The organism is Streptomyces sp. NBC_00075, from assembly GCF_045041225.1.
Classification (GTDB): Bacteria; Actinomycetota; Actinomycetes; order Streptomycetales; family Streptomycetaceae; genus Streptomyces; species Streptomyces adonidis.
Genome location: NZ_CP108243.1, coordinates 7,654,120 through 7,679,065 on the forward strand (window position 1 = coordinate 7,654,120; position 24,946 = coordinate 7,679,065).

A 24,946-nucleotide genomic window follows, 5' to 3' on the forward strand; every position below is an offset into this window, starting at 1 on the left:
GTGATCGGGTGACTCAGCCCTCTTCGCCTGCGTATCTCCGGTTTCCGCATCTGCACGGCGACTCGGTCGCCTTCACCGCCGAGGACGACGTCTGGGTCGCCCCGCTCGACGGCGGCCGGGCCTGGCGCGTGAGCGCCGACAACGTGCCGGTGACCCATCCCCGTATCTCCCCGGACGGCACCCGTCTCGCCTGGACGTCCACCCGCGACGGCGCGCCCGAGGTGCATGTCGCCCCGATCGACGGCGGGTCGGCCAACCGGCTCACCTACTGGGGCAGTTCGAGGACACAGGTGCGCGGCTGGACCCCCGACGGGCAGGTCCTCGCCATCAGCACCCAGGGCCAGGCCAGCCTCCGCCGCTCCTGGGCCCGGGCGATCCCGCTCGACGGCGGCCCGGCAACTGTCCTGCCGTACGGGCCCGTTGGGGATGTCGCCCACGGGCCCGCGACCGTTCTGCTCTCCGCTCCCATGGGGCGCGAGGCCGCCTGGTGGAAGCGGTATCGGGGCGGTACGGCCGGGAAGTTGTGGATCGACCGGGAGGGGGACGGGGAGTTCGTACGGCTGCATTCCGAGCTGGACGGGAACCTTGAGTACCCGGTGTGGGTCGGGGAGCGGATCGCCTTTCTCTCCGATCACGAAGGGGTCGGGGCGCTGTACTCGTCCCTGGCGGACGGGTCCGATCTGCGGCGGCACACGGGCGTCGACGGGTTCTACGCCCGGCACGCGGCGAGCGACGGCAGCCGTGTCGTCTACTCCTCCGCCGGTGAACTGTGGCTGCTGGACGACCTGGACGGGGCCGAGCCCCGGCGGCTCGACATCCGGCTCGGCGGGCAGCGCGTCGATCTCCAGCCGCATCCCGTGAGTGCCTCGCGGTGGTTCAACTCCGGGGCGCCCGACCACACCGGGCGCGGCAGCGCCATCGGGGTGCGCGGATCCGTGCACTGGGTCACCCACCGGTCCGGTCCGGCTCGCGTCCTTGCCTCCGGGCATGGCGTACGGGCCCGGCTGCCCCGCGCCTTCCGCGTGGACGGCGAGGAGTGGGCCGTGTGGGTGACGGACGCGGAGGGCGACGACGCGTTGGAGTTCGCCCCGGCCACCGGGGTCGCGCCCGGCGCCACTCCGCGCCGGCTCGCCGCCGGACAGCTCGGGCGGGTCCTCGGGCTCGCCATGGCGCCCGACGGCAGCCGGGCCGCCGTCGCCTCCCACGACGGGCGCGTGCTGCTGGTCGAGCGGGAGTCGGGGGAGGTGCGGGAGGTCGACAGGAGTGGGGACGGGGATGTGTCCGGGCTGGTCTTCTCCCCGGATTCGGCCTGGCTGGCCTGGTCCCACCCCGGGCCGCGTCCGCTGCGTCAGCTCAAGCTCGCCAATACCACCGATCTGTCGGTGACCGAGGCGACTCCGCTTCGGTTCCGGGACTATTCGCCCGCGTTCACGGTCGACGGCAAGCATCTGGTCTTCCTGTCCGCACGCTCCTTCGACCCCGTCTACGACGAGCACGTGTTCGACCTCGCCTTCGTCGGCGGTTCGCGTCCGCACCTCATCCCCCTCGCCGCGACCACGCCCTCGCCCTTCGGGCCGCAGCGGCACGGGCGGCCCTTCGAGGCGCCGGACAAGGACGAGACCCCGGACAGCGAGGGCGCTCCGGCGACCCGGATCGACCTCGACGGGCTCGCCGACCGGATCGTGCCGTTCCCGGTCGAGGCCGCCCGCTACACCAACCTGCGGGCCGCCAAGGACGGGGTGCTGTGGCTGCGCCACCCGGTGCGGGGGGTGCTCGGCTCGTCCCGGGCCACGCCCGACGACCCCGACCCGAAGACCGAGCTGGAGCGGTACGACCTCGCCCAGCAGCGCATCGAACACCTCGCCGGGGACGCCGACCACTTCGCCGTCAGCGGCGACGGGAAGCGGGTGCTGCTGTGGACCGACGGCAAGCTGAAGGTCGTACCGAGTGACCGGCGTGCCTCGAACGACGACGAGAGCGACACGAACATCACCGTGGACCTGTCGCGTGTCCGGCAGTCGGTCGACCCGGCCGTCGAGTGGCGGCAGATGTACGACGAGAACGGTCGCATCATGCGCGACAACTTCTGGCGGCCTGACATGGGCGGGGTCGACTGGGACGGTGTCCTCGACCGCTACCGTCCCGTCCTCGACCGGGTCGCCACCCACGACGACCTCGTCGACCTTCTCTGGGAGGTCCAGGGCGAGTTGGGCACCTCGCACGCGTACGTCACCCCGCGTGGCGGCTACGGCAGTGGTGAGCGGCAGGGGCTCCTCGGCGCCGACATCACCCGGCACGAGGACGGTCCCCAGGGCACGCCCCTGTGGCGCATCGACCGCATCCTGCCCGCCGAGACGTCCGACCCCGACGGCGTCTCGCCGCTCGCCGCGCCCGGTGTCGCGGTGCGTCCGGGCGACGCCATCATCGCCGTCGCCGGGCAGCCCGTCGATCCGGTGGCCGGGCCCGGCCCGCTGCTCGTCGGTACGGCCGGCAAGCCCATCGAGCTGACGATCTCGCCGTCCGGTGGCGGTGACTCGCGGCATGTGGTCGTCGTGCCCATCTCGGACGAGGAGCCGTTGCGCTACCACGCGTGGGTGACGGACCGGCGGGCGTACGTCGCCGAGAAGTCGGGCGGGCGCCTCGGATATCTGCACGTCCCCGACATGCAGGCGCCCGGGTGGGCCCAGATCCACCGTGATCTGCGGATCGAGGTCGCGAAGGAGGGGCTGGTCGTCGACGTCCGGGAGAACCGGGGCGGGCATACGTCCCAGCTGGTCGTCGAGAAGCTGGCGCGGCGGATCGTGGGGTGGGATCTGCCGCGTGGGCTACGGCCGTACAGCTATCCGGAGGACGCGCCGCGGGGGCCTGTTGTCGCTGTCGCGAACGAGTTCTCGGGGTCTGACGGGGACATCGTGAACGCGGCGATCAAGGCGTTGGGGATCGGGCCTGTGGTGGGGACGCGGACGTGGGGTGGGGTGATCGGGATCGACAGTCGGTATCGGCTGGTCGACGGGACGTTGGTCACTCAGCCCAAGTACGCGTTCTGGCTCGAGGGTTACGGGTGGGGCGTGGAGAACCACGGGGTCGACCCGGACGTGGAGGTCGTGCAGGCTCCGCAGGATTACGCGGCCGGGCGGGATGTGCAGTTGGACGAGGCGATCCGGTTGGCGTTGGAGTCGTTGGAGGGGCGGCCGGCGAAGGTGGCGCCTGGGTTGCCGGAGTTGTAAGGGTGCCGGTGGGTGGGGGTGGGCGTCGGGTTTGTTTCGCCCCCGCCGCCCCTACCCATACCCATCCCTGGGGGCTGCGCCCCCAGACCCCCCTTTGTCCTCAAACGCCGGACGGGCTGAAAGATCAAGCTCCGGCCGGCACCATCCAGCCCCTTGGGGGTCCCCCCTCTGGGGGAGTTTGAGGAGCGGGGGTTCGGGGGCAGCGTCCCCGAGGATGGGAACGGGTAGGGGCGGCGGGGGCGAGTGAGGTCTGTCATCGGTACGATGCCGGGCGTAATGATCGGTGAGCGTGAGGAGGCACACGCATGGCGGACGAGAGCTGTCTGTTCTGCAAGATCGTCGAGGGGCACATCCCCGCGACGATCGTCCGGGAGACAGACACCACCGTCGCCTTCCGGGACATCAACCCCCAGGCGCCGACCCACATCCTGGTGATCCCCAAGGTCCACCACCCCGACGCCGCCTCCCTCGCCGCCGCCGAACCCGCCATCGCCGCCGACGTACTCCGCGAGGCCGGCGAGATCGCCGCCGAGGAGAAGCTCGAAAGCTACCGCCTCGTCTTCAACACCGGCAGCGGCGCCGGCCAGACCGTCTTCCACGCCCACGCCCACCTCCTCGGCGGACGCGGCATGCAGTGGCCGCCCGGCTGACGGGGTAACGCGCCTTGTCCGGACGTGAATTGGTGGTTCTCGGTACCGCCAGCCAGGTACCCACCCGGCACCGCAACCACAACGGCTACCTCCTCCGCTGGGACGGCGAGGGCCTCCTCTTCGATCCCGGCGAGGGCACCCAGCGCCAGATGCTGCGCGCCGGGGTCGCCGCCCACGACCTCAACCGGATCTGCGTCACCCACTTCCACGGGGACCACTCCCTCGGGCTGGCCGGCGTCATCCAGCGCATCAACCTCGACCGCGTCCCGCACGAGATCACCGCGCACTACCCCCGCTCCGGGCAGAAGTTCTTCGACCGGCTGCGCTACGCCACCGCCTATCGCGAGACCGTCCAGATCGGGCAGGTGCCGGTCGCGGGGGAGGGCGGGGTGCTCGCCACCACGGGCGGTTACCGGCTCGAAGCCCGGAAGCTGTCCCACCCCGTCGAGTCGTACGGCTACCTCCTCGTCGAGCCCGACGGGCGCCGCATACTGCCCGAACTGCTCGCCGAGCGCGGCATCAAGGGGCCGGATGTCGGACGCCTCCAGCGCGAGGGTTCTCTCGGGTCCGTCACCCTCGACGAGGTCAGCGAGCTGCGGCGCGGGCAACGGTTCGCCTTCGTCATGGACACCCGGTTGTGCGAGGGCGTCCACGCGCTCGCCGCTGACTGCGACATGCTTGTCATCGAGTCGACCTTCCTCGATGAGGATCAGCAACTCGCCGACGATCACGGGCACTTGACCGCCGGTCAGGCCGGAGCCGTCGCCCGGGACGCCGGCGTACGGCATCTCGTCCTCACCCACTTCAGCCAGCGCTACTCCGACCCCGACGAGTTCGAGCGGCAGGCGCGGGCGGCGGGGTACGAGGGTGAGCTGACCGTCGCGCATGACCTACTGCGGGTGCCGGTTCCGAAACGGCGGTAATCCGGCCGTACGATTCCTTGATGTCCATCCCCAAAGCCGAACTGCACCTCCACATCGAAGGCACCCTCGAACCCGAGCTGGCCTTCGCGCTCGCCGCGCGCAACGGCGTCGTGCTGCCGTACGCCGACACCGAGGAGCTGCGCAAGGCGTATCTCTTCGAGGACCTCCAGTCCTTTCTGAACCTGTACTACGAGCTGATGGCCGTTCTGCGCACGGAGCAGGACTTCGCGGATCTCGCCAACGCCTATCTCGCCCGGGCGGCAGCACAAGGCGTACGGCACGCGGAGATCTTCTTCGATCCGCAGGCCCACATCGCGCGGGGGTGGAGATGGGGACGGTCGTCGAGGGGCTTTGGCTCGCGCTCCGCGACAGCGAGTCGACACACGGCATCTCCACTCAGCTCATCATGTGCTTCCTGCGCGACCAGTCCGCCGCGTCCGCGATGGAGACCCTGGACGCCGCCCGCCCCTACCTCGACCGGATCTCCGGTGTCGGGCTCGACTCCGCCGAGGTCGGGCATCCGCCGGTGAAGTTCCGCGAGGTGTACGAGGCCGCCGCCGGGCTCGGGCTGCGGCGCGTGGCGCACGCCGGTGAGGAGGGGCCGCCCTCGTACATCACCGAGGCCCTCGACATCCTCGGCGTCGAGCGCGTCGACCACGGGCTGCGCTGTATGGAGGACCCGGAGCTGGTCGCGCGGCTCGTGCGGGAGCGGGTGCCGTTGACCCTCTGCCCGCTGTCCAACGTACGGCTGCGGGCCGTCGACGTCCTGGCCGAGCATCCGCTGCCCGCGATGCTCGACGCCGGTCTCCTCTGCACGGTCAACTCCGACGACCCCGCCTACTTCGGCGGGTACGTCGGCGACAACTTCGGGGCCGTACGGGAGGCCCTGGGCCTCGGCGAGGAGCGGCTCCGCGAGCTGGCGCGGAACTCGTTCCTGGCGTCGTTCCTGGACGGTGACGAGGAGCGGCGGGCGCGGTATCTCGCCGAGGTGGAGGCGTACGAGTTCACGCGGTGAGGGGTGCTCCGCGGGGCGTGTGGTTCGTTGGCCGCGGGCCGGTGGGGGCTGGTCGCGCAGTCCCCCGCGCCCCTGTCGGGGCGCTGTGCGCCCGACTTCACCCGCACCGCTCAGGCCACCGGGCGGTACTGCTCGGTGGCCTTCACCGTGGTGAGTCTCAGGGCTCGGGACGGGGACGGGGTGCGTAGTGCCACGGCGGTCATCGGGACCGCGATCAGCAGCAGGCCGGCGGCCAGGACCGCGCCCATCGCCGGATAGCCCGTGTGTGCGGAGAGCAGGCTGCCGGTGAGCGGGCCGCATGCCGTGCCCAGTGAGGACGCCGAGCCGACCAGGACGGCCCAACGGCCGCGCGGGTCCAGGGCGGCGGCCAGGCCGATCACGTACGACAGCACGATCGGGTACAGCGTGTTCCAGGCGATCTCGCCGGCCGCGAAGGACGTCAGGTCGGTCGCGGAGGCGCTCAGCACGATGCAGGCCGCGATGACGGCCGTGCCCGCGCCGATGGGCAGTGCGCGGCCCAGGCGGGTGCCGAGTGCTCCGGCTCCGACGACCCCGAGCAGCCCGGCGCCGAGTGCGATGGCGAACACCGCGCCGACCGTGGCCTCGGAGAGTCCGGCCTGGGTGAGCCCGATCCGGCCGCTGACACCCCAGAGGGAGTTCTGGGCGAGGGACCAGCAGGTCATCGTGACGGCGAGGACCATGCCGGCCCGGGGGCGGGGGAGCGGGCTGCGGGGAGTCGGGGTGGTGACGACAGCCGTCGTGACGTGCGCGTCGCGTCCGGGGAGGGTCGCCGTCAGCGGCCATACGGCGGCTGCCGTCAGGGCCAGTGCCGCGAGGGGGAGGCCGTGACCCGGGCCCAGGTGCGGGACCGTCAGATACACGGCGCCCGCGAGGGCGGAGACGCTCAGCAGGCCCAGGGTGGTCGTGCGGTGCGGGTCGGGGCGGCCGGCGATACCGGTGGCGGCGACCGTGGTGGCCGTACCGGAGCCGAAGCCGCCGAGGACCGCTCCGGCGATCACGGCGTACAGGCTGGTGGTGAGGGCGGCCGTGCCGTAGCCGAGGGCGGCGAGGGCGAGGCCGGTGCGGGCCAGGGCGCGTGCGCCGACGCGGTCGACCCGGGAGGCGAGCAGGAAGCCCGCCGCCGCCGAACTCAGCAGCAGCGCACTGCCGATGGCACCGGCCTGCGTGGGGCTCAGCGGGAGATACGCGTCGAGCCTGCCGACGGTGGTGGGCAGGAGGTACGGCGCCAGGTACCCGGCCGTGAAAAGGGCGACGAGGGGCCAGGGCATGGTGGAGCGGGGGGAGAACAACGGCGTTCCTGGGCGTGCGAAAGCGAGTGTGACGGCTCGACAGGTGAATGTGGCGGCTCAATGCGGGGTTGGGCGACGACCGTCGACGGACAGGAACGCGCGGGCAATTTGTATCAAGCGGGGGGTGGGGGACGGGAATCGGGTGGGTGTGATGTGGGGCACTTCGGTGTTTGGGGTGGGGGAGGTGGGGTATTCGCAAGCGCCCTCGGAGTGGAGTGACGGGCTGCTGTCAGTGGGGTGGTGCAGACTGGCCTGATCCGCACCGTCGTCAGGGAGCGCACCGTGATCGCGTCCACCGCGTCCACCGGAGAGGGATCTTCCTACCGTCAGGCCCAGGTCGATCCCCTGGCCGCCCTGCGCGCGCCCCACGATCCGCCGTGGGACGTGTATCTGACGGGCACGGTCTTCCTCGACATCATCTTCACCGGGCTCGACTCCGCCCCGGTGCGCGGCACCGAGTCCTGGGCGCGCGGGATGGGGTCCAGCCCCGGCGGGGTCGCCAACATGGCCACCGCGCTCGCCCGGCTCGGCCTGAAGACCTCCCTCGCCGCCGCCTTCGGGGACGACCACTACGGGGAGTACTGCTGGGACGCCCTCGAACAGGGCGAGCACATCGACCTCTCCACGTCACGCACGGTCCCCGGCTGGCACTCCCCGGTCACGGTTTCGATGGCGTACGAGGGCGAGCGCACGATGGTCTCCCACGGCCACGAACCGCCCCCGGAGGAGCCCTCCCCGGAGTGCCCGCCGCACGCCCGCGCCGCCGTCGCCTCCCTCACCCCGGGCGTCCGCGCCCCCTGGATCGCCGAGGCCGCCCGCAAGGGGGCGCGGATCTTCGGCGACGTCGGCTGGGACGACACCGGCCGCTGGGACCTCGCCGGTCTCGCCGACCTGGAGCACTGCGAGGCCTTCCTGCCCAACGCGGAGGAGGCGATGCGCTACACCGGCACCGACTGCCCCCGCAAGGCCGCCCGCGCGCTCACCGATCACGTACCGCTCGCCGTCGTCACCCTCGGTGCGGAGGGCGCGTACGCCGTGGACGGGCGGACCGGGGAGACGGCCGAGGTCCCGGCGATCGCCGTCGAGGCCCTCGACCCCACGGGCGCCGGCGACGTCTTCGTCGCGGGCTTCGTCACCGGCACCCTCGCCGACTGGCCGCTCGCCGACCGCCTCGCCTTCGCCGGCCTCACCGCCGCCCTCTCCGTCCAGGACTTCGGCGGCTCGCTCTCCGCGCCCGGCTGGTCCGAGGTCGGGGCCTGGTGGCGCGAGATCCAGTCGTACGAGCACCAGGACCCGGCGGCGCTGCGCCGGTACGCGTTCCTGGCCGACCTGGTGCCCAGGACCGCGAGACCCCGCCCCTGGCCGCTGCGCCGGGCCGTGCCGACGATCGGCTTCGGCAGATCGGCGTGAGTACCCGCTCCTGCCCCCGCTCCTGCCTCTGCCGGACGCCCCGGCCATGACCACGTCACCGGACCGTGAGCCAAAACCCCTACGGCGTTGTCAGTGCACCGTCGTAGGCTGGGAGCGGAAGGCTACCCACGTGGTAAGCGAGCCTCATTGAGGAGGTCGTGCAGGCCTACGAGCCGGCCCATGACTCAGACACCCACAGCTCAGCCCCCTGCGCGGGGGCAGGCACGAGCGCAGTTCACCGTCCCGGCCGCGCACCCCATGGTGACCGTCCTTGGTTCCGGCGACGCCCTCCTGCGCGTGATCGAGAAGGCCTTCCCGGCGGTCGACATCCATGTCCGGGGCAATGAAGTCAGCGCCGTTGGCGAAGCGGTCGAGGTCGCCCTCGTCCAGCGGCTGTTCGACGAGATGATGCTGGTGCTCCGCACCGGACAGCCGATGACGGAGGACGCCGTGGAACGCTCGATCGCCATGCTCAGAGCGAGCGGGAACGGGGAGGGTGACGGCCAGGAGACCCCGGCCGAGGTCCTCACCCAGAACATCCTGTCCTCGCGGGGCCGCACCATCCGGGCCAAGACCCTCAACCAGAAGCGCTATGTCGACGCCATCGACAAGCACACCATCGTCTTCGGCATCGGCCCGGCCGGTACCGGCAAGACGTATCTGGCGATGGCCAAGGCCGTACAGGCGCTTCAGGCCAAGCAGGTCAGCCGGATCATCCTGACCCGCCCGGCCGTGGAGGCGGGCGAGCGGCTCGGCTTCCTCCCGGGCACGCTGTACGACAAGATCGACCCGTATCTGCGCCCGCTGTACGACGCGCTGCACGACATGCTCGACCCGGACTCGATCCCGAAGCTGATGGCTTCGGGGACGATCGAGGTCGCGCCGCTGGCGTACATGCGGGGACGAACCTTGAATGATGCTTTCATCATTCTGGACGAGGCTCAGAACACCTCCGCCGAGCAGATGAAGATGTTCCTCACCCGCCTCGGCTTCGAGTCGAAGATCGTGATCACGGGTGATGTGACGCAGGTCGACCTTCCGACCGGGACGAAGTCCGGTCTGCGGCAGGTGCAGGAGATCCTCGAGGGCCTCGAGGACGTCCACTTCTCACGGCTCACCTCCCACGATGTCGTCCGGCACAAGCTGGTCGGCCGTATCGTCGACGCGTACGAGAAGTACGACAGCGAGAACGGTACGGAGAACGGCACCCACAAGGGCGTCCGGAACAAGCGGAAGTAGACAAGCCAGCACCATGTCGATCGACGTCAACAACGAGTCCGGAACCGAGGTCGACGAGCAGGCGATCCTCGACATCGCCCGCTACGCGCTCGCACGGATGCGCATCCACCCGCTCTCCGAACTCTCGGTGATCGTCGTGGACGCCGACGCCATGGAGCAGCTCCACATCCAGTGGATGGACCTGCCCGGTCCGACCGACGTCATGTCCTTCCCGATGGACGAGCTGCGTCCGCCGTCGAAGGACGACGACGAGCCGCCGCAGGGGCTTCTCGGTGACATCGTGCTCTGTCCCGAGGTCGCCGAGAAGCAGGGCAAGGAGGCCGAGACCCAGCACTCCATGGACGAGGAACTCCAACTCCTCACCGTCCACGGCGTGCTGCATCTCCTCGGGTACGACCACGAGGAGGCGGACGAGAAGGCCGAGATGTTCGGCCTCCAGGCCGCCATCGTCGACGGCTGGCGCGGCGAGAAGGGGATGACCGGTCCGTCGCCCGCCCCGACCGTGTCATGAACCCTCAACTCGTCACCGGTGCCATAGCGCTGGTCGTCGTCGCCTGGCTCGCCGCCTGCGCGGAGGCGGGCCTCGCACGCGTCTCCAGCTTCCGCGCCGAGGAAGCCGTACGCAGCGGTCGGCGCGGGAGTGCCAAGCTCGCGCAGATCGCCGCCGACCCGACCCGCTATCTCAACGTGGCGCTCCTGGTGCGCGTGGCCTGCGAGATGGCCGCCGCCGCGCTCGTCACGTACGCCTGCCTCAAGGAGTTCGACAAGACCTGGCAGGCCCTCGCCGTCGCCATCGGCGTCATGGTCCTCGTGTCGTATGTCGCGGTGGGGGTGTCGCCGCGGACCATCGGGCGTCAGCACCCCCTCAACACGGCCACCGCGGCAGCGTACGTCCTTCTCCCGCTCGCCCGCGTGATGGGGCCGATCCCGTCGCTCCTCATCCTCATCGGCAACGCGCTCACACCCGGCAAGGGCTTCCGGCGCGGGCCGTTCGCCTCCGAGGCGGAGCTGCGCGCGCTGGTCGACCTGGCCGAGAAGGAGTCCCTCATCGAGGACGACGAGCGCCGCATGGTGCACTCCGTCTTCGAACTGGGCGACACCCTCGTACGGGAGGTCATGGTCCCGCGTACGGACCTGATCGTCATCGAGCGGTACAAGACGATCCGGCAGGCCCTCACCCTCGCGCTGCGCTCCGGGTTCTCGCGCATTCCGGTCACCGGGGAGAGCGAGGACGACGTCGTCGGGATCGTGTACCTGAAGGACCTCGTCCGCAAGACGCACATCAGCCGGGACGCGGAGAGCGAACTGGTGTCGACCGCCATGCGGCCCGCCGCCTTCGTACCGGACACGAAGAACGCCGGTGATCTGCTCCGCGAGATGCAGCGCGACCGCAACCATGTCGCCGTCGTCATCGACGAGTACGGCGGCACGGCCGGCATCGTGACCATCGAGGACATCCTGGAGGAGATCGTCGGCGAGATCACCGACGAGTACGACCGTGAACTCCCGCCCGTGGAGGAACTGGGCGACGAACGCCACCGCGTGACGGCCCGCCTCGACATCACCGACCTCGGCGAGCTGTACGGCCTGGAGGAGTACGACGACGAGGACGTGGAGACGGTGGGCGGGCTGCTCGCGAAGGCGCTCGGCCGCGTACCGATCGCCGGCGCCTCGGCCGTCGTCGAACTGCCCGACGGGCGCGAGCTGCGGCTCACGGCGGAGGCGGCTGCCGGGCGGCGGAACAAGATCGTGACGGTGCTGGTGGAGCCGGTCGACGCCGCCGGGTCGCCGGAGGAGGAGAAAGAGGCGGAGGAGAAGAGCACGGCGGACAAGGGGGGTGCCGCGTGACTCCGCAGGAGCTGCGTGACTTCTGTCTGTCCTTCAACTCCGCTGTGGAGGACTTCCCGTTCAGCCCGGAGATCTCCGTCTTCAAGGTGCTGGGCAAGATGTTCGCCCTGTCCTGGACGGACAACCGGCCCCTGAAGGTCAACCTGAAGTGCGGCCCGGAGGACGCGATCCGGCTGCGCGCCGAGCATCCGGGGCTGATCATCCCCGGCTATCACATGAACAAGCGGCACTGGAACACGGTGACGGTGGACGGGGAGTTGCCCGATCAGCTCGTGCGCGAGCTGATCGAGGACTCGTACGACCTGGTGGTGGCCGGCCTGCCGCGCGCGGAGCGGTTGCGGCTCGACCGGCCATGACCAGCCGTGGCCAGCCATGACCGGCTCTGGCGTCAGCAGACCGGCACCCCGGGCACCTGGTTCTCCGGCACGCTGAGGTAGAGCGAGTTCTGACCGGAAAAATTTGCGAAGGCGGCCACCGCCACTGTCCTACGGACGCGCATCCCCTTCCGTCCTGGAGCCGAACAGGAAACATCCACGGCGAAGGGGAAAACAATGGCGAAGCGGTCCACCAGGCTGACGGCAATGGGGCTCGTGCTCGGCGCGGCCCTCTCCGTGCTCGGTACCGCCGGAACGGCCGAGGCGGCGCCCTCCGGTTCCTCCGGCTACGCGACGACCGTGCAGGCGAACAGCAACGTGCGCAGCGGCCCTTTCCTCGCCTCCCAGATCCATGGCACCACGACGAAGGTGACCGGGGCCGGCATCGACTGCCGGCTCGACGGCGACCCGGTCACCGTGGGCGGATACACCACCAATGTCTGGTACCGCGGCACCGTCAACGGCTACAACTACAGCAACGCGTGGGTGTGGGGCGGCAACGTCAACGTGGGCGCCGACCCGGCGCCCGGCATACCCGGCTGCTGACCGGCTGGCCCCGCCGATCCTCCTGGCACTCCTCGCCCCCGAAGCCTCCGTCCTGTACGGATGCTCGGGGGCGCGGTCGTGCCCGGGGCGAGATGGGGCATTGGCCCTGGTTCGGCGCTAGTACGGCAGGATGCGGCCCGAGGGCGTCCTGCGGTCGATGGGGAGGTCGCGGGGCGAAGGAGCGCTGGGCCGACGGGTGACGCGGATGCGGGTCTGGCGGTTCATAACGCCTCCTCATGGCTCGCGGTTCCTGGGTCATGCCCTGATCGCCCGTGCCTGATACCTCTTCTTGTGTGACTTCCTTGTTGCATGCACGCCCGGGTCGGGACAAACCCCTAAGTATGCTCGTGGCATGACCGACAGCAACGCGCCCGACCTCGACCCCGAGGACCGCAAGATCGTCACCCTCGCCCGCTCCGCCCGCGCCCGCAACGGCGTTCCCGAGGGGGCGGCCGTACGGGACGAGACCGGACGTACGTATGTCGCCGGGACGGTCGCCCTCGACTCGCTGAAGCTGAGCGCGCTGCGGACCGCGGTGGCCATGGCGGTGGCGTCGGGGGCGAAGTCGCTGGAGGCGGCGGCCGTTGTGAGCGCCGGCGACGGCGTTCCGGCGGAGGACCTGGCCGCTGTACGGGACTTGGGCGGGCCCGGGACCCCGGTGCACCTGGCCGCGCCGGACGGGGTGGTGCGGGTGACGGTGTCCGCGGGGTGAAGTGAGTCCGGGGTGAGGTGAGTCCGGGGTGCCCTCGGCGGAGCCTGCCGCCGAGGGTCTGTCTTCGGCCACTTTTACGGCCCCTTGGAAGAACCCGTAGAGCATCTCTTGCAATCGCGAGCAACCCACGCATCAATGGAACCCGCTCTTCCGACGGACCGTCAGATTCCACCGCGCGGCGCCCCGCACCCGCCCCGCGGCTGACCGCACCCGCCCGTCGACCCCCCACATCGCAATTCCCCACATGGCAATTCCCGTACCAGGGAAGGGAATCCGATCGATGACCAGCAAGACAGCACGTCCGTCTGCGCGCAGACGGCTCGGTATCGGTGCGGTACTCGCGGCGGGCTCGCTCGCCGCGGCAGGGCTGGCCTTCGCGCCGGCCGCCGCGGCAGTCGTCCCCACCTCCGCGACTGTCACCTTCAACTGCGGTCTCTACGGCGGCGGTGCGGCCACCCTCACCACCGTCCAGACCGGCACCTCCGCCACGATCACCGTCACCTCGGCGATCGCGGCCCCGCTCCCCCTCGCCGCCGACTCGATCAGCTCCACGCTGACCATGAGGAAGGGCACCAGCAGCACCACGGTCTTCACCGGGACCAAGAACCCGGCCATCGCCACCGGCGCCCCCGTCATCGTCGGCCCGCTGACCGGCACCGTCGCCCCCGGCGACAGCCTCGACGCGGGCGGCGGCAGCCTGGTCATGGTGATCTTCGGTATCAACGTGACCTGTACGCCGACCGGAAACCAGTCACCGGGACCGTTCGTCTACGAGTGACGGTCCGCCTCCCCGCACCGTTCCACACGGCGGCCGGCGTCGCGCGCTTCGCAGCGGCGCCGGCCGTTTCCGACTGGGAACGCACGGGCGCCCGACAGCGAACTGATGGTCCGTCAGTTCACTTTCCGCGGCGGCCCGTTATTTGGTGAGATTGCATTGACTTCTCACACAACCTGCACATCAATGGCCCCCGGTCGGCGCAGACGAGCCGCTGCGCCCGCATCCCTCAGAGGGGGCAACCATGGCCACCAAGGCAACCATGGGTTCGACCGGCCGAAGACGACGCTGGGCCGCGCTGCTCGGGGCGACCGCACTCGCGGTCACCACGGGCGGTGCGCTGGCCGTCCCGGCCGGCGCGCTCACCACGGCGTCCGCCGCCGTGGACTACGCCACACACTGTGTACCGCCGCCGATCGCGGGCATCCCGCCGATCGACGGCACCACCACCGGACAGATCACGGTGGACAACACCACGCCCAAGGTCGGCGACACCGTCACCGTGAAGTACACGGTGGTCAAGCCGGCCGCCAGCAACCCCACCGATCTCCCGCTGCCCGCCGACATCATGACGCCCAGCGGAAAGGTCACCCTGGGCGGGGCGCAGACCGGCGACGTCACTGTCGTGGGGCCCAAGAAGAACGATCCCGTGCCCGGCAGGGGAGCCTTCCCGTCCTTCGACATGACCGGCACCTTCACGGTCACCGCGCCCGGCGCGATCACCCTCTCGCCCGGCGACTACAACATCCACACCAGCTACATCCTTGAGCTGGACACTCCCTGCACGCTCATCACCCCGCCCGCGCCCGTCTCCGAGACGATCACGGCGACGGACGGGACCCAGACCAACACCCGTGCCATCACGCTGGGTTCGGCCTCCGGGGCACCGGGCGCCGGGGTCACCGTGAACGGCGCCAACTTCACCCCCGGTGCCACGGTCACGCTCGCCGGCCGGTCCGGGGCCACCCAGACCGCCGACACCGCGACGGTGACCGCCGACTCCGCGGGCGCCTTCAGCGGCACCCTCACCGTCAACGACAAGACGACGACCGGGGTCGTGGCGTACGAGGGCAGCGCGTGGAGCGACACCAAGGGCTCCCCGCCCGCCGCCTACGTCGTCATCGACGACACGCCCATCCCCGACGGCAGCCAGAAGATCACGACCACCGTCAAGGCGGGCACGCTCTCCATGGACCAGGACGGGGACGCCGTCCAGCTCTCGGCGGTCGACTTCGGCAAGGGCGGAGCCTCGAACGGGGCGCTGCGGACCGTGACCGTCCAGGACTTCCGCGGCGGTCCCGCGGGCTGGTCCCTGACGGGCAAGGTCACCGACTTCACCGGTCCCGGCGCCAAGATCGAGGCGAACAAGCTGAGTTGGACCCCGGCGTGTGCGACCAAGGCCGGAAGTCCCAGCACCTGCCAGGCCGGTTCCGCCGGTGCCGTGGGGAGTTCGGGAGCCACCCTGGCCTCCGCACCCGACGGCACGCTCACCGGCGGCGAGTTCACCGTCGACGCCGGACTGTCCCTGAACGTACCGGCGTTCACCCCGCCGGGCACGTACTCGGGCGTACTCACCCTCACCCTCTCCTGAACAACGTTCGCCTGAACGGCTGTTCGTCATCCGGTGGCCGGGCGCGCACCCGCCCGACCGCTCCGGCCGTCCCGTCCGTGGGGGTCCGCACCCATGTCGCTCCCGATACGCAGCAATTCGACACGCAGCAAGCCGTACGCCCTTCTCGCCCTCCTGATGGCGGTGCTCGGTACGTCATTCCTGACGCCCGCGCCCGCCCGCGCCGCCGACAACGGCAGCTGGTCGGTCTTTCCCACCGCGTCGGCCGTGGCGCAGCGCCCGTACTTCTATCTCTCCGCCGATCCCGGTACGTCCGTCGAGGACAAGGTCACCGTCGCCAACAAGACGGACAAGCCGCTCACCTTCCGGCTGTACGCGGCCGACGCCTACAACACCGCCCGCGACGGCGGGTTCGCGGTACGCACCTTCGACGAGAAGCAGCGCGGTGTCGGCGCCTGGGCGCGGCCCGCGAAGTCCCGGGTCACCGTGCCCCCGCACAAGTCGGTCACCGTGCCCTTCACCCTCCGGGTGCCCGAACGGGCCGAACCCGGCGACCACGTGGGCGCGTTGGTGGCCCTCGACGAACGGATCGACGCGGGCGACGGCTCGCTGGCCCTGGGGGTGCGGCGGGCGGTCGGGGCGCGGGTCTATCTGCGGGTGAGCGGTCCCGCCGTCTCGGCGCTCGCCGTGGAGAAGGTCCGCATCAGCCACGACCAGCCCCTCGTCCCGGGCCTGGGCGACAGCACGGCGACGATCTCGTACACCCTCCACAACACGGGAAACGTCACTCTCGACCCCCGGGTGGAACTACGGGCCCAGGGCCTCTTCGGCCGCACACTACTCACCCGCGACCTGACGAAGATCCCCTCCGAGCTACTGCCCGGCCAACGAGTCCACCTCACCGAGCCCTGGCACGACGCCCCCCAACTCGACTGGGGCGACATCACGTTGACGGCATCCGCCAAGAACACCCGCGAGTCGGCGAGCGTGTCCTTCTTCGCCCTGCCCTGGCTGATGGCGGTGGTGCTGGTGGTGTTCGGCGCGGTGGCGACGGTGCTGGTGATCAGGTCCCGCAGAAACAAGCCCCGAACGGGCCGCGCCCCAAAGGGGCGCGGGGAACTGCGCGACCAGCCCCAACGGCGCAGCACCGAACAGACAACACCGAGCGGCACTCCCAACTGAGCGCTCAGCTCAGAGCGCGTCCGGCCCACGCTCCCCCGTCCGCACCCGCACAACCGCATCGACCGGCAGCACCCACACCTTGCCGTCCCCGATCTTCCCCGTCCGCGCAGCCTTGACGATCGCGTCGACGGCCGCATCGGCGTCCCCGTCGTCGACGACGACCTCGATCCGCACCTTGGGCACCAGATCGACCTGGTACTCGGCGCCGCGGTACACCTCGGTGTGCCCGCGCTGACGCCCGTACCCACTGGCCTCGGTCACGGTCAGACCGTGCACCCCGAGTTCCTGGAGCGCGGTCTTGACCTCGTCGAGACGGTACGGCTTGACGATCGCGGTGATGAGCTTCATGCCTGGCTTTGACCTTCTGCGCGGGAGCGGGGACGACGGAGGACGGGACCGGGACGCCGTGATCGTATGCCGGTCCGGGCGTGTGCCGTAAGGCCGAGGCCGGTGTGTTCCCAGGCCGTCCCGGGGCCGGTGCGGGGGCTCGGCGTGCGGCGGGTCTCCGTGGATCAGGGACAATGGGCGCCATGAGCGTTCGTACCCCGTCATCCGAGCCGTCCGAGCCGTCCGTGCCTTCGAAGGCATCGGGCGCGCACCGCGCCGGTTTCGCCTGCTTCGTGGGCCGCCCGAATGCGGGCAAGTCCACCCTTACGAACGCTCTGGTCGGCCAGAAGGTGGCGATCACCGCCGACCAGCCGCAGACGACGCGGCACACGGTACGGGGCATCGTGCACCGCCCGGACGCGCAGCTGATCCTGGTGGACACCCCGGGGCTGCACAAGCCGCGCACGCTGCTGGGCGAACGCCTGAACGACGTGGTGCGCACGACGTGGGCCGAGGTCGACGTCATCGGGTTCTGCCTCCCGGCGAACGAGAAGCTCGGCCCCGGTGACCGTTTCATCGCGAAGGAACTGGCGGCGATCAAGAAGACGCCGAAGATCGCGATCGTGACGAAGACCGACCTGGTCGAGAGCAAGGCGCTGGCCGAGCAGCTCATCGCGATCGACCAGCTCGGGCGTGAGCTGGGCTTCGAGTGGGCGGAGATCGTGCCCGTGTCGGCGGTCGCCGACCAGCAGGTGGATCTGCTGGCCGACCTGCTCGTCCCGCTGCTCCCCGAGGGCCCGGCGCTCTACCCGGAGGGTGACCTCACGGACGAGCCCGAGCAGGTCATGATCGCCGAGCTGATCCGGGAGGCGGCGCTGGAGGGCGTACGGGACGAGCTGCCCCACTCGATCGCGGTCGTGGTCGAGGAGATGCTCCCGCGCGAGGACCGCCCCGCCGACAAGCCCCTCCTCGACATCCACGCGTTCGTCTACATCGAGCGGCCCAGCCAGAAGGGCATCATCATCGGCCCGAAGGGACAGCGGCTGAAGCAGGTCGGCATCAAGAGCCGCAAGCAGATCGAGGCGCTGCTGGGCACGCCGGTCTTCCTGGACCTCCACGTGAAGGTCGCGAAGGACTGGCAACGGGACCCGCGCCAGCTGCGCAAGCTGGGCTTCTGAGGGACCTGCCCGCTGTCACAAACAGCGGGGCAGCCCTGTCCTTACTCCGGACAGTCTCTGTTTGGAGGAACACATGAGCGCCGAGCACGCACACCTGCCCCCGGGTATCGACGTGATCACGACCCTGCCGGATGCGGCGACCCTGATCCCGGCCGGCTCCGAGGCCAGGTCCGTCCGGGTCACGCTGGCCCCCGGTGACCCCGGCGCGCCGCCCCACCGGCACCCCGGCCCGCTCTTCGGCTACGTGACGGAGGGCGAGGTCCTCTTCGAACTGGAGGGCCGGCCGCCCCGGGTCCTCAAGGCCGGCGACGCGGTGTTCGAGCCCGGCGGCGACGTCATCCACTACCAGGGCGCGAACAACCTCGCGGACGCACAGTCGCAGCTGGTGGTGACGATGTTCGCCCCGCCCGGAACCCCGCTGCTGACGGTGGTCAGCGCGGAGGAACTGGCAGAACGCAGCCACCTCCGTTATTTCAGCCCGTCCGGCGTTTGAGGACGAGCGCGTTCAGCGCGAAAAGGGGGGTCTGGGGGCGCAGCCCCCAGAAGGATGGGACGGGTAGGGGCGGCGGGGGCGAAAAACCCTTCGCCCGCCCCCTCGGTCCTCACCCCTCACTGGGCGAGAGATCCTGCACCCCCACCACCCGCAGCAACCGCAACCGCTCGTACGACTCAGTCCCCGGCCGAGCCGTATGCACGATCAGCAACTGCCGATGATCGTGCGCCAGCAGGATCTCGCAGTCCAGCTCCAGCAACCCCACCACCGGATGCACGAACCGCTTCGTGGCCGCCCGCCGCACCGCCACCTCGTGCGACTCCCACAGCCGCGCGAACTCCGCACTCCCCGCCCGCAGTTCGGCCACCAGCGCCGCCGGCACCGGATCGTCGGGCCGGGCCGCGGCGACCGCCCGCAGATTCGCCACATGACTGCGCGCGTGCTCGGCGAAGTCCTCCGGCGGCACCAGCGCCCGCCCGGCCGGATCCAGGAAGAACCGCCGTACGAGGTTCCGCTCCCGGGGCGGCCGGGCCAGCACGTCCCCCGACAACGCGCACGCCATCGCGTTCTGCGCCAGCACCTCACCACAGTCGGTGATCACCTGCGCCGGGGTGTCGTGCAGCCGGTCGAGGATCAGCAGCAGCCCCGGCCGTACATGCCCGGAGACGCTCTCGCGCCGGGGCGGTTCCTGGCCGGCCAGGTGGAACAGATGGTCCCGTTCGTCGTCGGTGAGGCGCAGGGCCCGGGCCAGGGCGGCCAGCATCTGGCGGGACGGGCGCGGGCCCCGGGACCGTTCCAGGCGGGTGTAGTAGTCCACCGACATGCCGGCCAGCGACGCCACCTCCTCGCGGCGCAGACCGGGCGTACGACGCCGGGCGCCGGGCGCGAGGCCCACCGCGGCGGGGTCCAGCCGGGCCCGCCCACGGCGCAGGAAGTCGGCGAGTTCGCCCCGGTTCACCACGTCGGTCACCACGCAGGTCGCTCCTCTCACGCCTCTGCTCCCCAGCGTGGCCGACCCCGCCCGACTTATCCAGGGCCCGCCGATCCCCTGAAAGACGGGTCTCTCCCGGCCGCCCCGACACCGTCCCAGAGTGATGTCACCGCAAGGAGAGCGAACGAGAGGTGCGGATCATGCTGACGTTGGTGACAGGCACGACGGGACAGGTCGGCCGGCGCTTCGTACCGAGGCTGCTGGCGCAGAGCCGGCCGGGGGAGCGGGTACGGATCCTGGTGCGCGACGAGGCGCGGGCGGAGCGGTTCGCGGAACTGGGCGCCGAGGTCGTCCTCGGTGATCTGCGCGACCCGGAGGCGCTCGGCAAGGCGGTGGCCGGTGTGGACGCGGTCGTGAACGTCGCCGCCTCCTTCCGCGGGGTCCCGGACGAGGAGGCATGGGCCGTCAACCGGGACGCGGCCGTGGCACTGGGCCGAGCGGCGCTGGCCTCCGGCGTACGACGCTTCGTGCAGGTCAGCACAGGGATGGTGTACGGCACCGGCAGGGGCCGCCCGTTGGTCGAGGAGGACGAGATCCGGCCCGGCGGCATGATGTGGGGGGCGTACAACGAGTCGAAGGCGGAAGCCGAACGGCAACTGCTCGCCTTGGACGGCGAGGGCATGGACGTACGCGTCGGCCGGCTCCCCTTCGTCTACGGCGAGGGCGATCCGCATCTCGCCCAGTCCCTGATGTGGGCCGCGAACTGGGCGGCGGCCCAGCGGCTCCAGATGGCCCACCACGCGGACGTCGCCCAGGGCCTGCTGCGGCTCCTGCACGCGCCCGGAGTCGCGGGCCGTATCTACAACATCGCCGACGACGCCCCCGTCACGACGGTCGAGCTGCACCAGCTCAACGGCGTCGAGACCCCCGCCGAGGCCCACGACCGCACGGACCCCGACCCGTGGTTCGGGATCATGTCCACCGAGCGCATCCGCCGGGACCTCGGCTACCGCCCGCTGTACCCGACCGTCTGGGCGGCCCGGGACGCGGGCGCGCTCTGAACCATCCGAACGCTCTTAACCCTCCGAACGCTCAGAGCCCTCCGAACCCTCAGAGCCCTCCGGACTAGTCGACCCCCCTGATCCGCCCCACCAGCACCGCCCCCGCCAGCCCGATCACCGCCGCCACCAGATACAGCACCCGGTATCCGCCCAGGTAGGTGACGATCGGCGCGGCGAGGGCGGGTGCCGCGACCTGGGGCAGGGCGTTGGCCACGTTGATGACGCCCAGGTCCTTGCCCCGGTCCAGCGCCTTCGGCAGTACGTCCGTCATCAGGGCGAAGTCGACCGACGTGAACACCCCGAAGCCGATCCCGAGGACCGCCGCCGCCACGATCGCCCCCGGCCAGGTCTGCCAGCCGGCCAGCGCGGCCGTCGCCACCGCCATCAGCACCCCCGACCAGATCACGAACGGCTTGCGACGGCCCACCCGGTCCGACCAGACCCCGCCGACGACGACCGTGGCGAGCAGCGTCACGCTGTTCACCGCGGTCAGGATGAGCACGCCCTGCTCGGGGTCGGAGTGGTCGAGGCGGTCGCGCAGGTAGTACAGGAGGTACAGCAGAACCAGCGCGTTGCTCAGATTGATCAGGAACCGGGTCAGCCAGGCCCAGCCCAGGTCCGGATAGCGACGCGGGCTCAGCCAGAACCCGGCGAGAAAGGTCCGCCAGGCCCACACCGGCCGGTCCTCGGCCGCGAGCCGCAGATCCCCGTGCCGGAGTACGTACGGCAGCACACCCAGCAGCGTGAACGCCGCGCACGCCGCGTATCCCGCGCCCACACCTCCGGCCGCCGTCGCCAGACCCGTACCGCCCACCACCCCCAGAATCTGCGCCGCGCCCAACCAGCCGCCCACAGAGCCCCGTTGGAGCCGGGGCACCCGGTCGGGGACGGCGGCCGTGACGGCGGCGAAGGCCGCGTTCAGGGTCAGCTGGACCAGACACCAGCCGGCCACCATCGTCCACAGCCCACCGGCCCCCGCGAGCAGCAGCAACGACACCGCCCCGCCCGCCGCGCCGCCCACGATCCACGGCGTACGGCGTCCCCACCGCGACGTCGTCCGGTCCGACAGCGCGCCGAAGAACGGGTTCGCCACCAGCGACACCAGGGCGCCCGCGCCCGCCACCCAGGCCAGCAGGGTCTCCTTCGACATCCCGGTGCCGGGCGCGAAGTCCTCGGCCTGGGAGGCGAGCAGGATCTGAAGCGGCCCGAACCAGCCCACCCAGATCGCCCCGTTGGCGAGCGACAGCGAGGCGGTCCACCCCCGCCCGACCCTCCCCCAGTTCTCGGCTTCGCTCAAACCGGGGGGACCCCCATGACGGGCTCGGCGAGCGCACCCACCGAGCGGGACACGTCAGTCATCCTCGGTCGTCCTCAATCGTCCTCAGTCTCTCTGCGCCCGGAGAAGGTCTCTGAACCAGCCGTACGAAGCCTTGGGCGTCCGTTCAAGCGTCTCGAAGTCCACGTGCACCAGCCCGAACCGCCGCGCATACCCCTCCGCCCACTCGAAGTTGTCCAGCAGCGACCACACGAAGTAGCCGCGCACATCCACGCCCGCCTCCACCGCCCGGTGCAGCGCCCGGACATGACCGTCCAGGTAGGCGATCCGCTCCTGGTCGTCGAGCCCCTCGTACGAGCAGCCGTTCTCGGTGATGACGACGGGCGGCAGCCGGTCGCCGTAGCGGTCACGGAAGGTCGTGAGCAGCTCGGTCAGGCCCTCCGGTACGACGGGCCAGCCGAAGTCCGTCACCGGCACGTCCTCGATCTCCTGGACGGAGAAGGGGAGTTCGGCCGGGATCGTCAGCCCGCCGAACTCGATGTCGGCGCCCTGAGGTGCGCCCACCTTCGTCGGCGAGTAGTAGTTGACGCCGTAGAAGTCGAGCGGCTCCCCGATGATCTTGAGGTCGGACTCCACGTCCCCGGGCATCAAGTCGCCGATCCCGTCCGGGTATTGGCCCAGCAGGACCGGGTCGGCGAACAGCCGGTTGAGCAGCAGGTCGTAGAACTCGGCCGCCTCCAGGTCCGGTTGGTCCTGTGACGCCGGCCAGGTCGGCCCGTGCGAGTTGGCGATCCCGATGTCCGTGGCACCGGCGGCGCGCAGTGCCCGTACCGCCAGGCCGTGGCCGAGGAGCTGGTGGTGGGCGGCCGGCAGCGCGTCGAACATCAGCTGCTTGCCCGGCGCGTGCGCGCCCAACGCGTGCCCGAACAAGGTGTGTTCGGCGGGCTCGTTGATCGTGATCCACTTCTTCACGCGGTCGCCGATCCGTTCCGCGACGACAGCCACGTACTCGGCGAACCGGGACGCCGTGTCCCGCTCCAGCCAGTCCAGGCTCGTCGGCAGGTCCCAGTGGAAGAGGGTCGGGACGGGACGTACGCCCGCCGCGCACAGCTCGTCCACCAGCCGGTCGTAGAAGTCCAGGCCGCCGGGGGAGTTCACCCGGGGCCAGGAGATCGAGAAGCGGTACGCGTCCACGCCGAGGCCGGCCAGCAGGGCCACGTCCTCGGGGTAGCGGTGGAAGTGGTCGCAGGCCACCGCGGCCGTCGACCCGTCCTTCACACGCCCGGGCTCGGCCGTGAAGGCGTCCCACACGGACGCTTCGCGCTGGTCCACCGCCCCCTCGATCTGATGCGCCGAGGTGGACACGCCCCACAGGAAGCCGGCCGGGAACTGGGGTATCGGGTTGGTCGCCATGCGCCGGATCATGGGTACCGGGGGTAACGGGTGTCAACGGCCCGGCGTGAACAACCAGTTACGCGCCTTCCTTGAGGACGCGCGAGATCAGTTTGCGCTGCTCCTCCGTGAGCCGGGGATCGGCGCAGTACACCGTCTTCCCGTCCACCGTGAGTTCGTAGCTGAAGCCGTCCGGTACCCCGATCGGACGGGTGCCCCGGCCGGCGGAGACCGCCCGCTCGGCCAGGGCATGCCACTCGTGGGCGTCGGACCGGCCCGAGGTGTCCACCTGGGCGTGCCGCTCGATGCCCGCGAATCCGCCTGTGCGCCGTACCTGAATACGCATAGCTCATTTCTAGTACGAAAGCGCCCGTGAGGCCTACTGTGCCGGCACCCCGACCTGTTCCCACGCCTTCAGTACGGCCTGGAGTTCCTCGCCGTCGTTGAAGCGATCCTTGGCGGCAGCGACCGTCAGCTTGGCGAAGTCGGCGAAACTGGCCTGCGCGTACAGCTCGCCGCCGGTCAGCACGTCGTACCAGATCTGTCCGGCCTTGTCCCAGGCGTTGCCGCCGAGGGTGGTGGCCGCGAGGTAGAAGGCGTGGTTGGGGATGCCGCTGTTGATGTGGACGCCGCCGTTGTCACGGCCGGTGCGGACGTAGTCGTCCATGGTCGCGGGCTGCGGGTCCTTGCCGAGCACGTCGTCGTCGTACGCCGTGCCCGGAGCCTTCATCGAGCGCAGGGCCACGCCGGTGACGCGCGGGGCGAGCAGGCCCGCGCCGATCAGCCAGTCGGCCTGGTCGGCGGTCTGGCCGAGCGAGTGCTGCTTGATGAGCGAGCCGAAGACGTCCGACATGGACTCGTTGAGCGCGCCCGGCTGGCCGAAGTACGTCAGGTTCGCGGTGTACTGCGTGACGCCGTGGGTCAGCTCGTGGCCGATGACGTCGATGGGGAGGGTGAAGTCGAGGAAGATCTCGCCGTCGCCGTCGCCGAACACCATCTGCTCGCCGTTCCAGAAGGCGTTGCCGTAGTCCTCGTCGAAGTGGACGGTGGCGTCCAGCGGCAGGCCCTCGCCGTTGATCGAGTTGCGGCCGTACACCTTCAGGAAGAGGTCGAAGGTGGCGCCGAGACCGGCGTAGGCACGGTTCACGGTGGCGTCCTGCCCCGGCTCTGAACCCTCGGAGCGGACGAGCGTGCCGGGCAGGTTCTGGCGGTGCTCGGCGTCGTAGATGGACCGCAGCGGCTTCTCGTCCGCCAGGGGCGCGGCGGCCACGGCGGGTGCGCCGAGGACCGTGGTCAGGCGGCGGTGGGTGCGCTGGTAGGCGTCGTACTCCAGGGTGCGGCGGGCGGGACCGGCGAGCACCGGGTCGTCGGCCTGGGCCACCTTGTCGAGGACGTGCGGCGGGATGATCGTGCAGAAGACGGGCTCGAAGCCCCCGTTGGTCGTCATGCCCGGCACCCTTGCACCGAGTCATTTCCCTGTCACTACCCGCAACCATGATTGGTGAAA

At 70.7% G+C, this 24,946-nt stretch carries 23 protein-coding genes and 1 pseudogene; 17 read left to right on the top strand and 7 right to left on the bottom strand.

Going from position 1 to position 24,946, the window contains the following annotated elements; translation table 11 throughout:
- Positions 1–8: 8 nt before the first annotated feature.
- The 4 genes and pseudogenes from OG787_RS33500 (at position 9) to OG787_RS33515 (ending at position 5,815) form a co-directional block, all read left to right on the top strand.
- Positions 9–3,227 (top strand): S41 family peptidase, encoded by a 3,219-nt coding sequence (locus tag OG787_RS33500; RefSeq protein WP_369037930.1) that lies wholly within the window; start codon positions 9–11, stop codon positions 3,225–3,227.
- A 305-nt stretch (positions 3,228–3,532) separates the two neighbouring features.
- The gene (locus OG787_RS33505) at positions 3,533–3,877 is read left to right on the top strand and encodes a histidine triad nucleotide-binding protein (RefSeq protein ID WP_369037578.1); all 345 of its coding nucleotides are present in this window, start codon (positions 3,533–3,535) and stop codon (positions 3,875–3,877) included.
- 14 nt (positions 3,878–3,891) lie between these two features.
- Positions 3,892–4,800, top strand: coding sequence for a ribonuclease Z (locus tag OG787_RS33510; protein ID WP_405537702.1), 909 nt, complete (start codon positions 3,892–3,894; stop codon positions 4,798–4,800).
- 20 nt (positions 4,801–4,820) lie between these two features.
- A pseudogene (locus OG787_RS33515) lies at positions 4,821–5,815 on the top strand (adenosine deaminase).
- A gap of 110 nt (positions 5,816–5,925) precedes the next feature.
- On the opposite strand, the gene OG787_RS33520 reads toward OG787_RS33515, so the two are convergent.
- Positions 5,926–7,125 carry a sugar MFS transporter gene (locus OG787_RS33520; RefSeq protein WP_369037575.1) on the bottom strand — a complete coding sequence of 400 codons (1,200 nt, stop codon included), beginning with the start codon at positions 7,123–7,125 and terminating at the stop codon, positions 5,926–5,928.
- Between the two features lie 282 nt (positions 7,126–7,407).
- Between OG787_RS33520 and OG787_RS33525 the strand changes: the two genes are divergently transcribed.
- The 10 genes from OG787_RS33525 to OG787_RS33570 all read left to right on the top strand — a co-directional run bounded on the left by OG787_RS33525 (position 7,408) and on the right by OG787_RS33570 (position 16,781).
- Positions 7,408–8,535 carry a carbohydrate kinase family protein gene (locus tag OG787_RS33525; RefSeq protein ID WP_369037582.1) on the top strand — a complete coding sequence of 376 codons (1,128 nt, stop codon included), beginning with the start codon at positions 7,408–7,410 and terminating at the stop codon, positions 8,533–8,535.
- Positions 8,536–8,715: 180 nt separating this feature from the next.
- Positions 8,716–9,774: a PhoH family protein gene (locus tag OG787_RS33530; protein ID WP_369037574.1), complete on the top strand. Its 1,059-nt coding sequence runs from the start codon at positions 8,716–8,718 to the stop codon at positions 9,772–9,774.
- Between the two features lie 13 nt (positions 9,775–9,787).
- Positions 9,788–10,285: an rRNA maturation RNase YbeY gene (gene ybeY / locus OG787_RS33535; RefSeq protein ID WP_235479189.1), complete on the top strand. Its 498-nt coding sequence runs from the start codon at positions 9,788–9,790 to the stop codon at positions 10,283–10,285.
- A complete protein-coding gene (locus OG787_RS33540) occupies positions 10,282–11,622 on the top strand; it encodes a hemolysin family protein (RefSeq protein WP_369037573.1) in 1,341 nt (446 codons plus the stop codon). Before ybeY ends, OG787_RS33540 begins: the two co-directional genes overlap by 4 nt.
- Entirely contained in the window at positions 11,619–11,978 is a 360-nt protein-coding gene (locus OG787_RS33545) for an MmcQ/YjbR family DNA-binding protein (protein ID WP_235479191.1), read from the top strand. The genes OG787_RS33540 and OG787_RS33545 overlap by 4 nt, the downstream gene beginning before the upstream one ends.
- A 195-nt stretch (positions 11,979–12,173) precedes the next feature.
- Positions 12,174–12,542, top strand: coding sequence for a hypothetical protein (locus tag OG787_RS33550; RefSeq protein ID WP_369037571.1), 369 nt, complete (start codon positions 12,174–12,176; stop codon positions 12,540–12,542).
- A gap of 352 nt (positions 12,543–12,894) precedes the next feature.
- Positions 12,895–13,254, top strand: a complete 360-nt coding sequence (locus tag OG787_RS33555) for a cytidine deaminase (RefSeq protein WP_405537703.1) — start codon at positions 12,895–12,897, stop codon at positions 13,252–13,254.
- A gap of 280 nt (positions 13,255–13,534) precedes the next feature.
- On the top strand, positions 13,535–14,032 hold the full coding sequence (locus OG787_RS33560) for a hypothetical protein (RefSeq protein WP_369037569.1): 498 nt from the start codon (positions 13,535–13,537) through the stop codon (positions 14,030–14,032).
- Between the two features lie 259 nt (positions 14,033–14,291).
- The gene (locus tag OG787_RS33565; protein ID WP_405540662.1) at positions 14,292–15,620 is read left to right on the top strand and encodes a beta-xylosidase; all 1,329 of its coding nucleotides are present in this window, start codon (positions 14,292–14,294) and stop codon (positions 15,618–15,620) included.
- 93 nt (positions 15,621–15,713) lie between these two features.
- The gene (locus OG787_RS33570) at positions 15,714–16,781 is read left to right on the top strand and encodes a WxL protein peptidoglycan domain-containing protein (protein WP_405537705.1); all 1,068 of its coding nucleotides are present in this window, start codon (positions 15,714–15,716) and stop codon (positions 16,779–16,781) included.
- 9 nt (positions 16,782–16,790) lie between these two features.
- On the opposite strand, the gene OG787_RS33575 is transcribed toward OG787_RS33570, so the two are convergent.
- The gene (locus OG787_RS33575) at positions 16,791–17,129 is read right to left on the bottom strand and encodes a P-II family nitrogen regulator (RefSeq protein ID WP_369037568.1); all 339 of its coding nucleotides are present in this window, start codon (positions 17,127–17,129) and stop codon (positions 16,791–16,793) included.
- 173 nt (positions 17,130–17,302) lie between these two features.
- On the opposite strand from OG787_RS33575, the gene era reads away from it, so the two are divergent.
- Complete coding sequence (era, locus tag OG787_RS33580) at positions 17,303–18,286, top strand: GTPase Era (protein WP_369037567.1); 984 nt, start codon at positions 17,303–17,305, stop codon at positions 18,284–18,286.
- Between the two features lie 73 nt (positions 18,287–18,359).
- Positions 18,360–18,779 (top strand): cupin domain-containing protein, encoded by a 420-nt coding sequence (locus OG787_RS33585; RefSeq protein WP_369037566.1) that lies wholly within the window; start codon positions 18,360–18,362, stop codon positions 18,777–18,779.
- A gap of 109 nt (positions 18,780–18,888) precedes the next feature.
- On the opposite strand, the gene OG787_RS33590 is transcribed toward OG787_RS33585, so the two are convergent.
- Positions 18,889–19,737: a helix-turn-helix transcriptional regulator gene (locus tag OG787_RS33590; protein ID WP_369037579.1), complete on the bottom strand. Its 849-nt coding sequence runs from the start codon at positions 19,735–19,737 to the stop codon at positions 18,889–18,891.
- 173 nt (positions 19,738–19,910) lie between these two features.
- Here OG787_RS33590 and OG787_RS33595 point away from each other — a divergent pair, with 173 nt between their 5' ends.
- Positions 19,911–20,771, top strand: coding sequence for an NAD-dependent epimerase/dehydratase family protein (locus tag OG787_RS33595; protein WP_369037565.1), 861 nt, complete (start codon positions 19,911–19,913; stop codon positions 20,769–20,771).
- A gap of 64 nt (positions 20,772–20,835) precedes the next feature.
- Here the strand turns inward: OG787_RS33595 and OG787_RS33600 are convergent, their stop codons facing one another.
- The 4 genes from OG787_RS33600 to OG787_RS33615 form a co-directional block, all read right to left on the bottom strand.
- A complete protein-coding gene (locus OG787_RS33600; protein ID WP_369037564.1) occupies positions 20,836–22,068 on the bottom strand; it encodes an MFS transporter in 1,233 nt (410 codons plus the stop codon).
- Positions 22,069–22,152: 84 nt separating this feature from the next.
- Positions 22,153–23,472: a GH1 family beta-glucosidase gene (locus OG787_RS33605; RefSeq protein ID WP_405537707.1), complete on the bottom strand. Its 1,320-nt coding sequence runs from the start codon at positions 23,470–23,472 to the stop codon at positions 22,153–22,155.
- A gap of 46 nt (positions 23,473–23,518) precedes the next feature.
- On the bottom strand, positions 23,519–23,785 hold the full coding sequence (locus OG787_RS33610; protein WP_369037562.1) for a protealysin inhibitor emfourin: 267 nt from the start codon (positions 23,783–23,785) through the stop codon (positions 23,519–23,521).
- Positions 23,786–23,818: 33 nt separating this feature from the next.
- Positions 23,819–24,886: a M4 family metallopeptidase gene (locus tag OG787_RS33615; RefSeq protein WP_405537708.1), complete on the bottom strand. Its 1,068-nt coding sequence runs from the start codon at positions 24,884–24,886 to the stop codon at positions 23,819–23,821.
- Between the last annotated feature and the right edge of the window lie 60 nt (positions 24,887–24,946).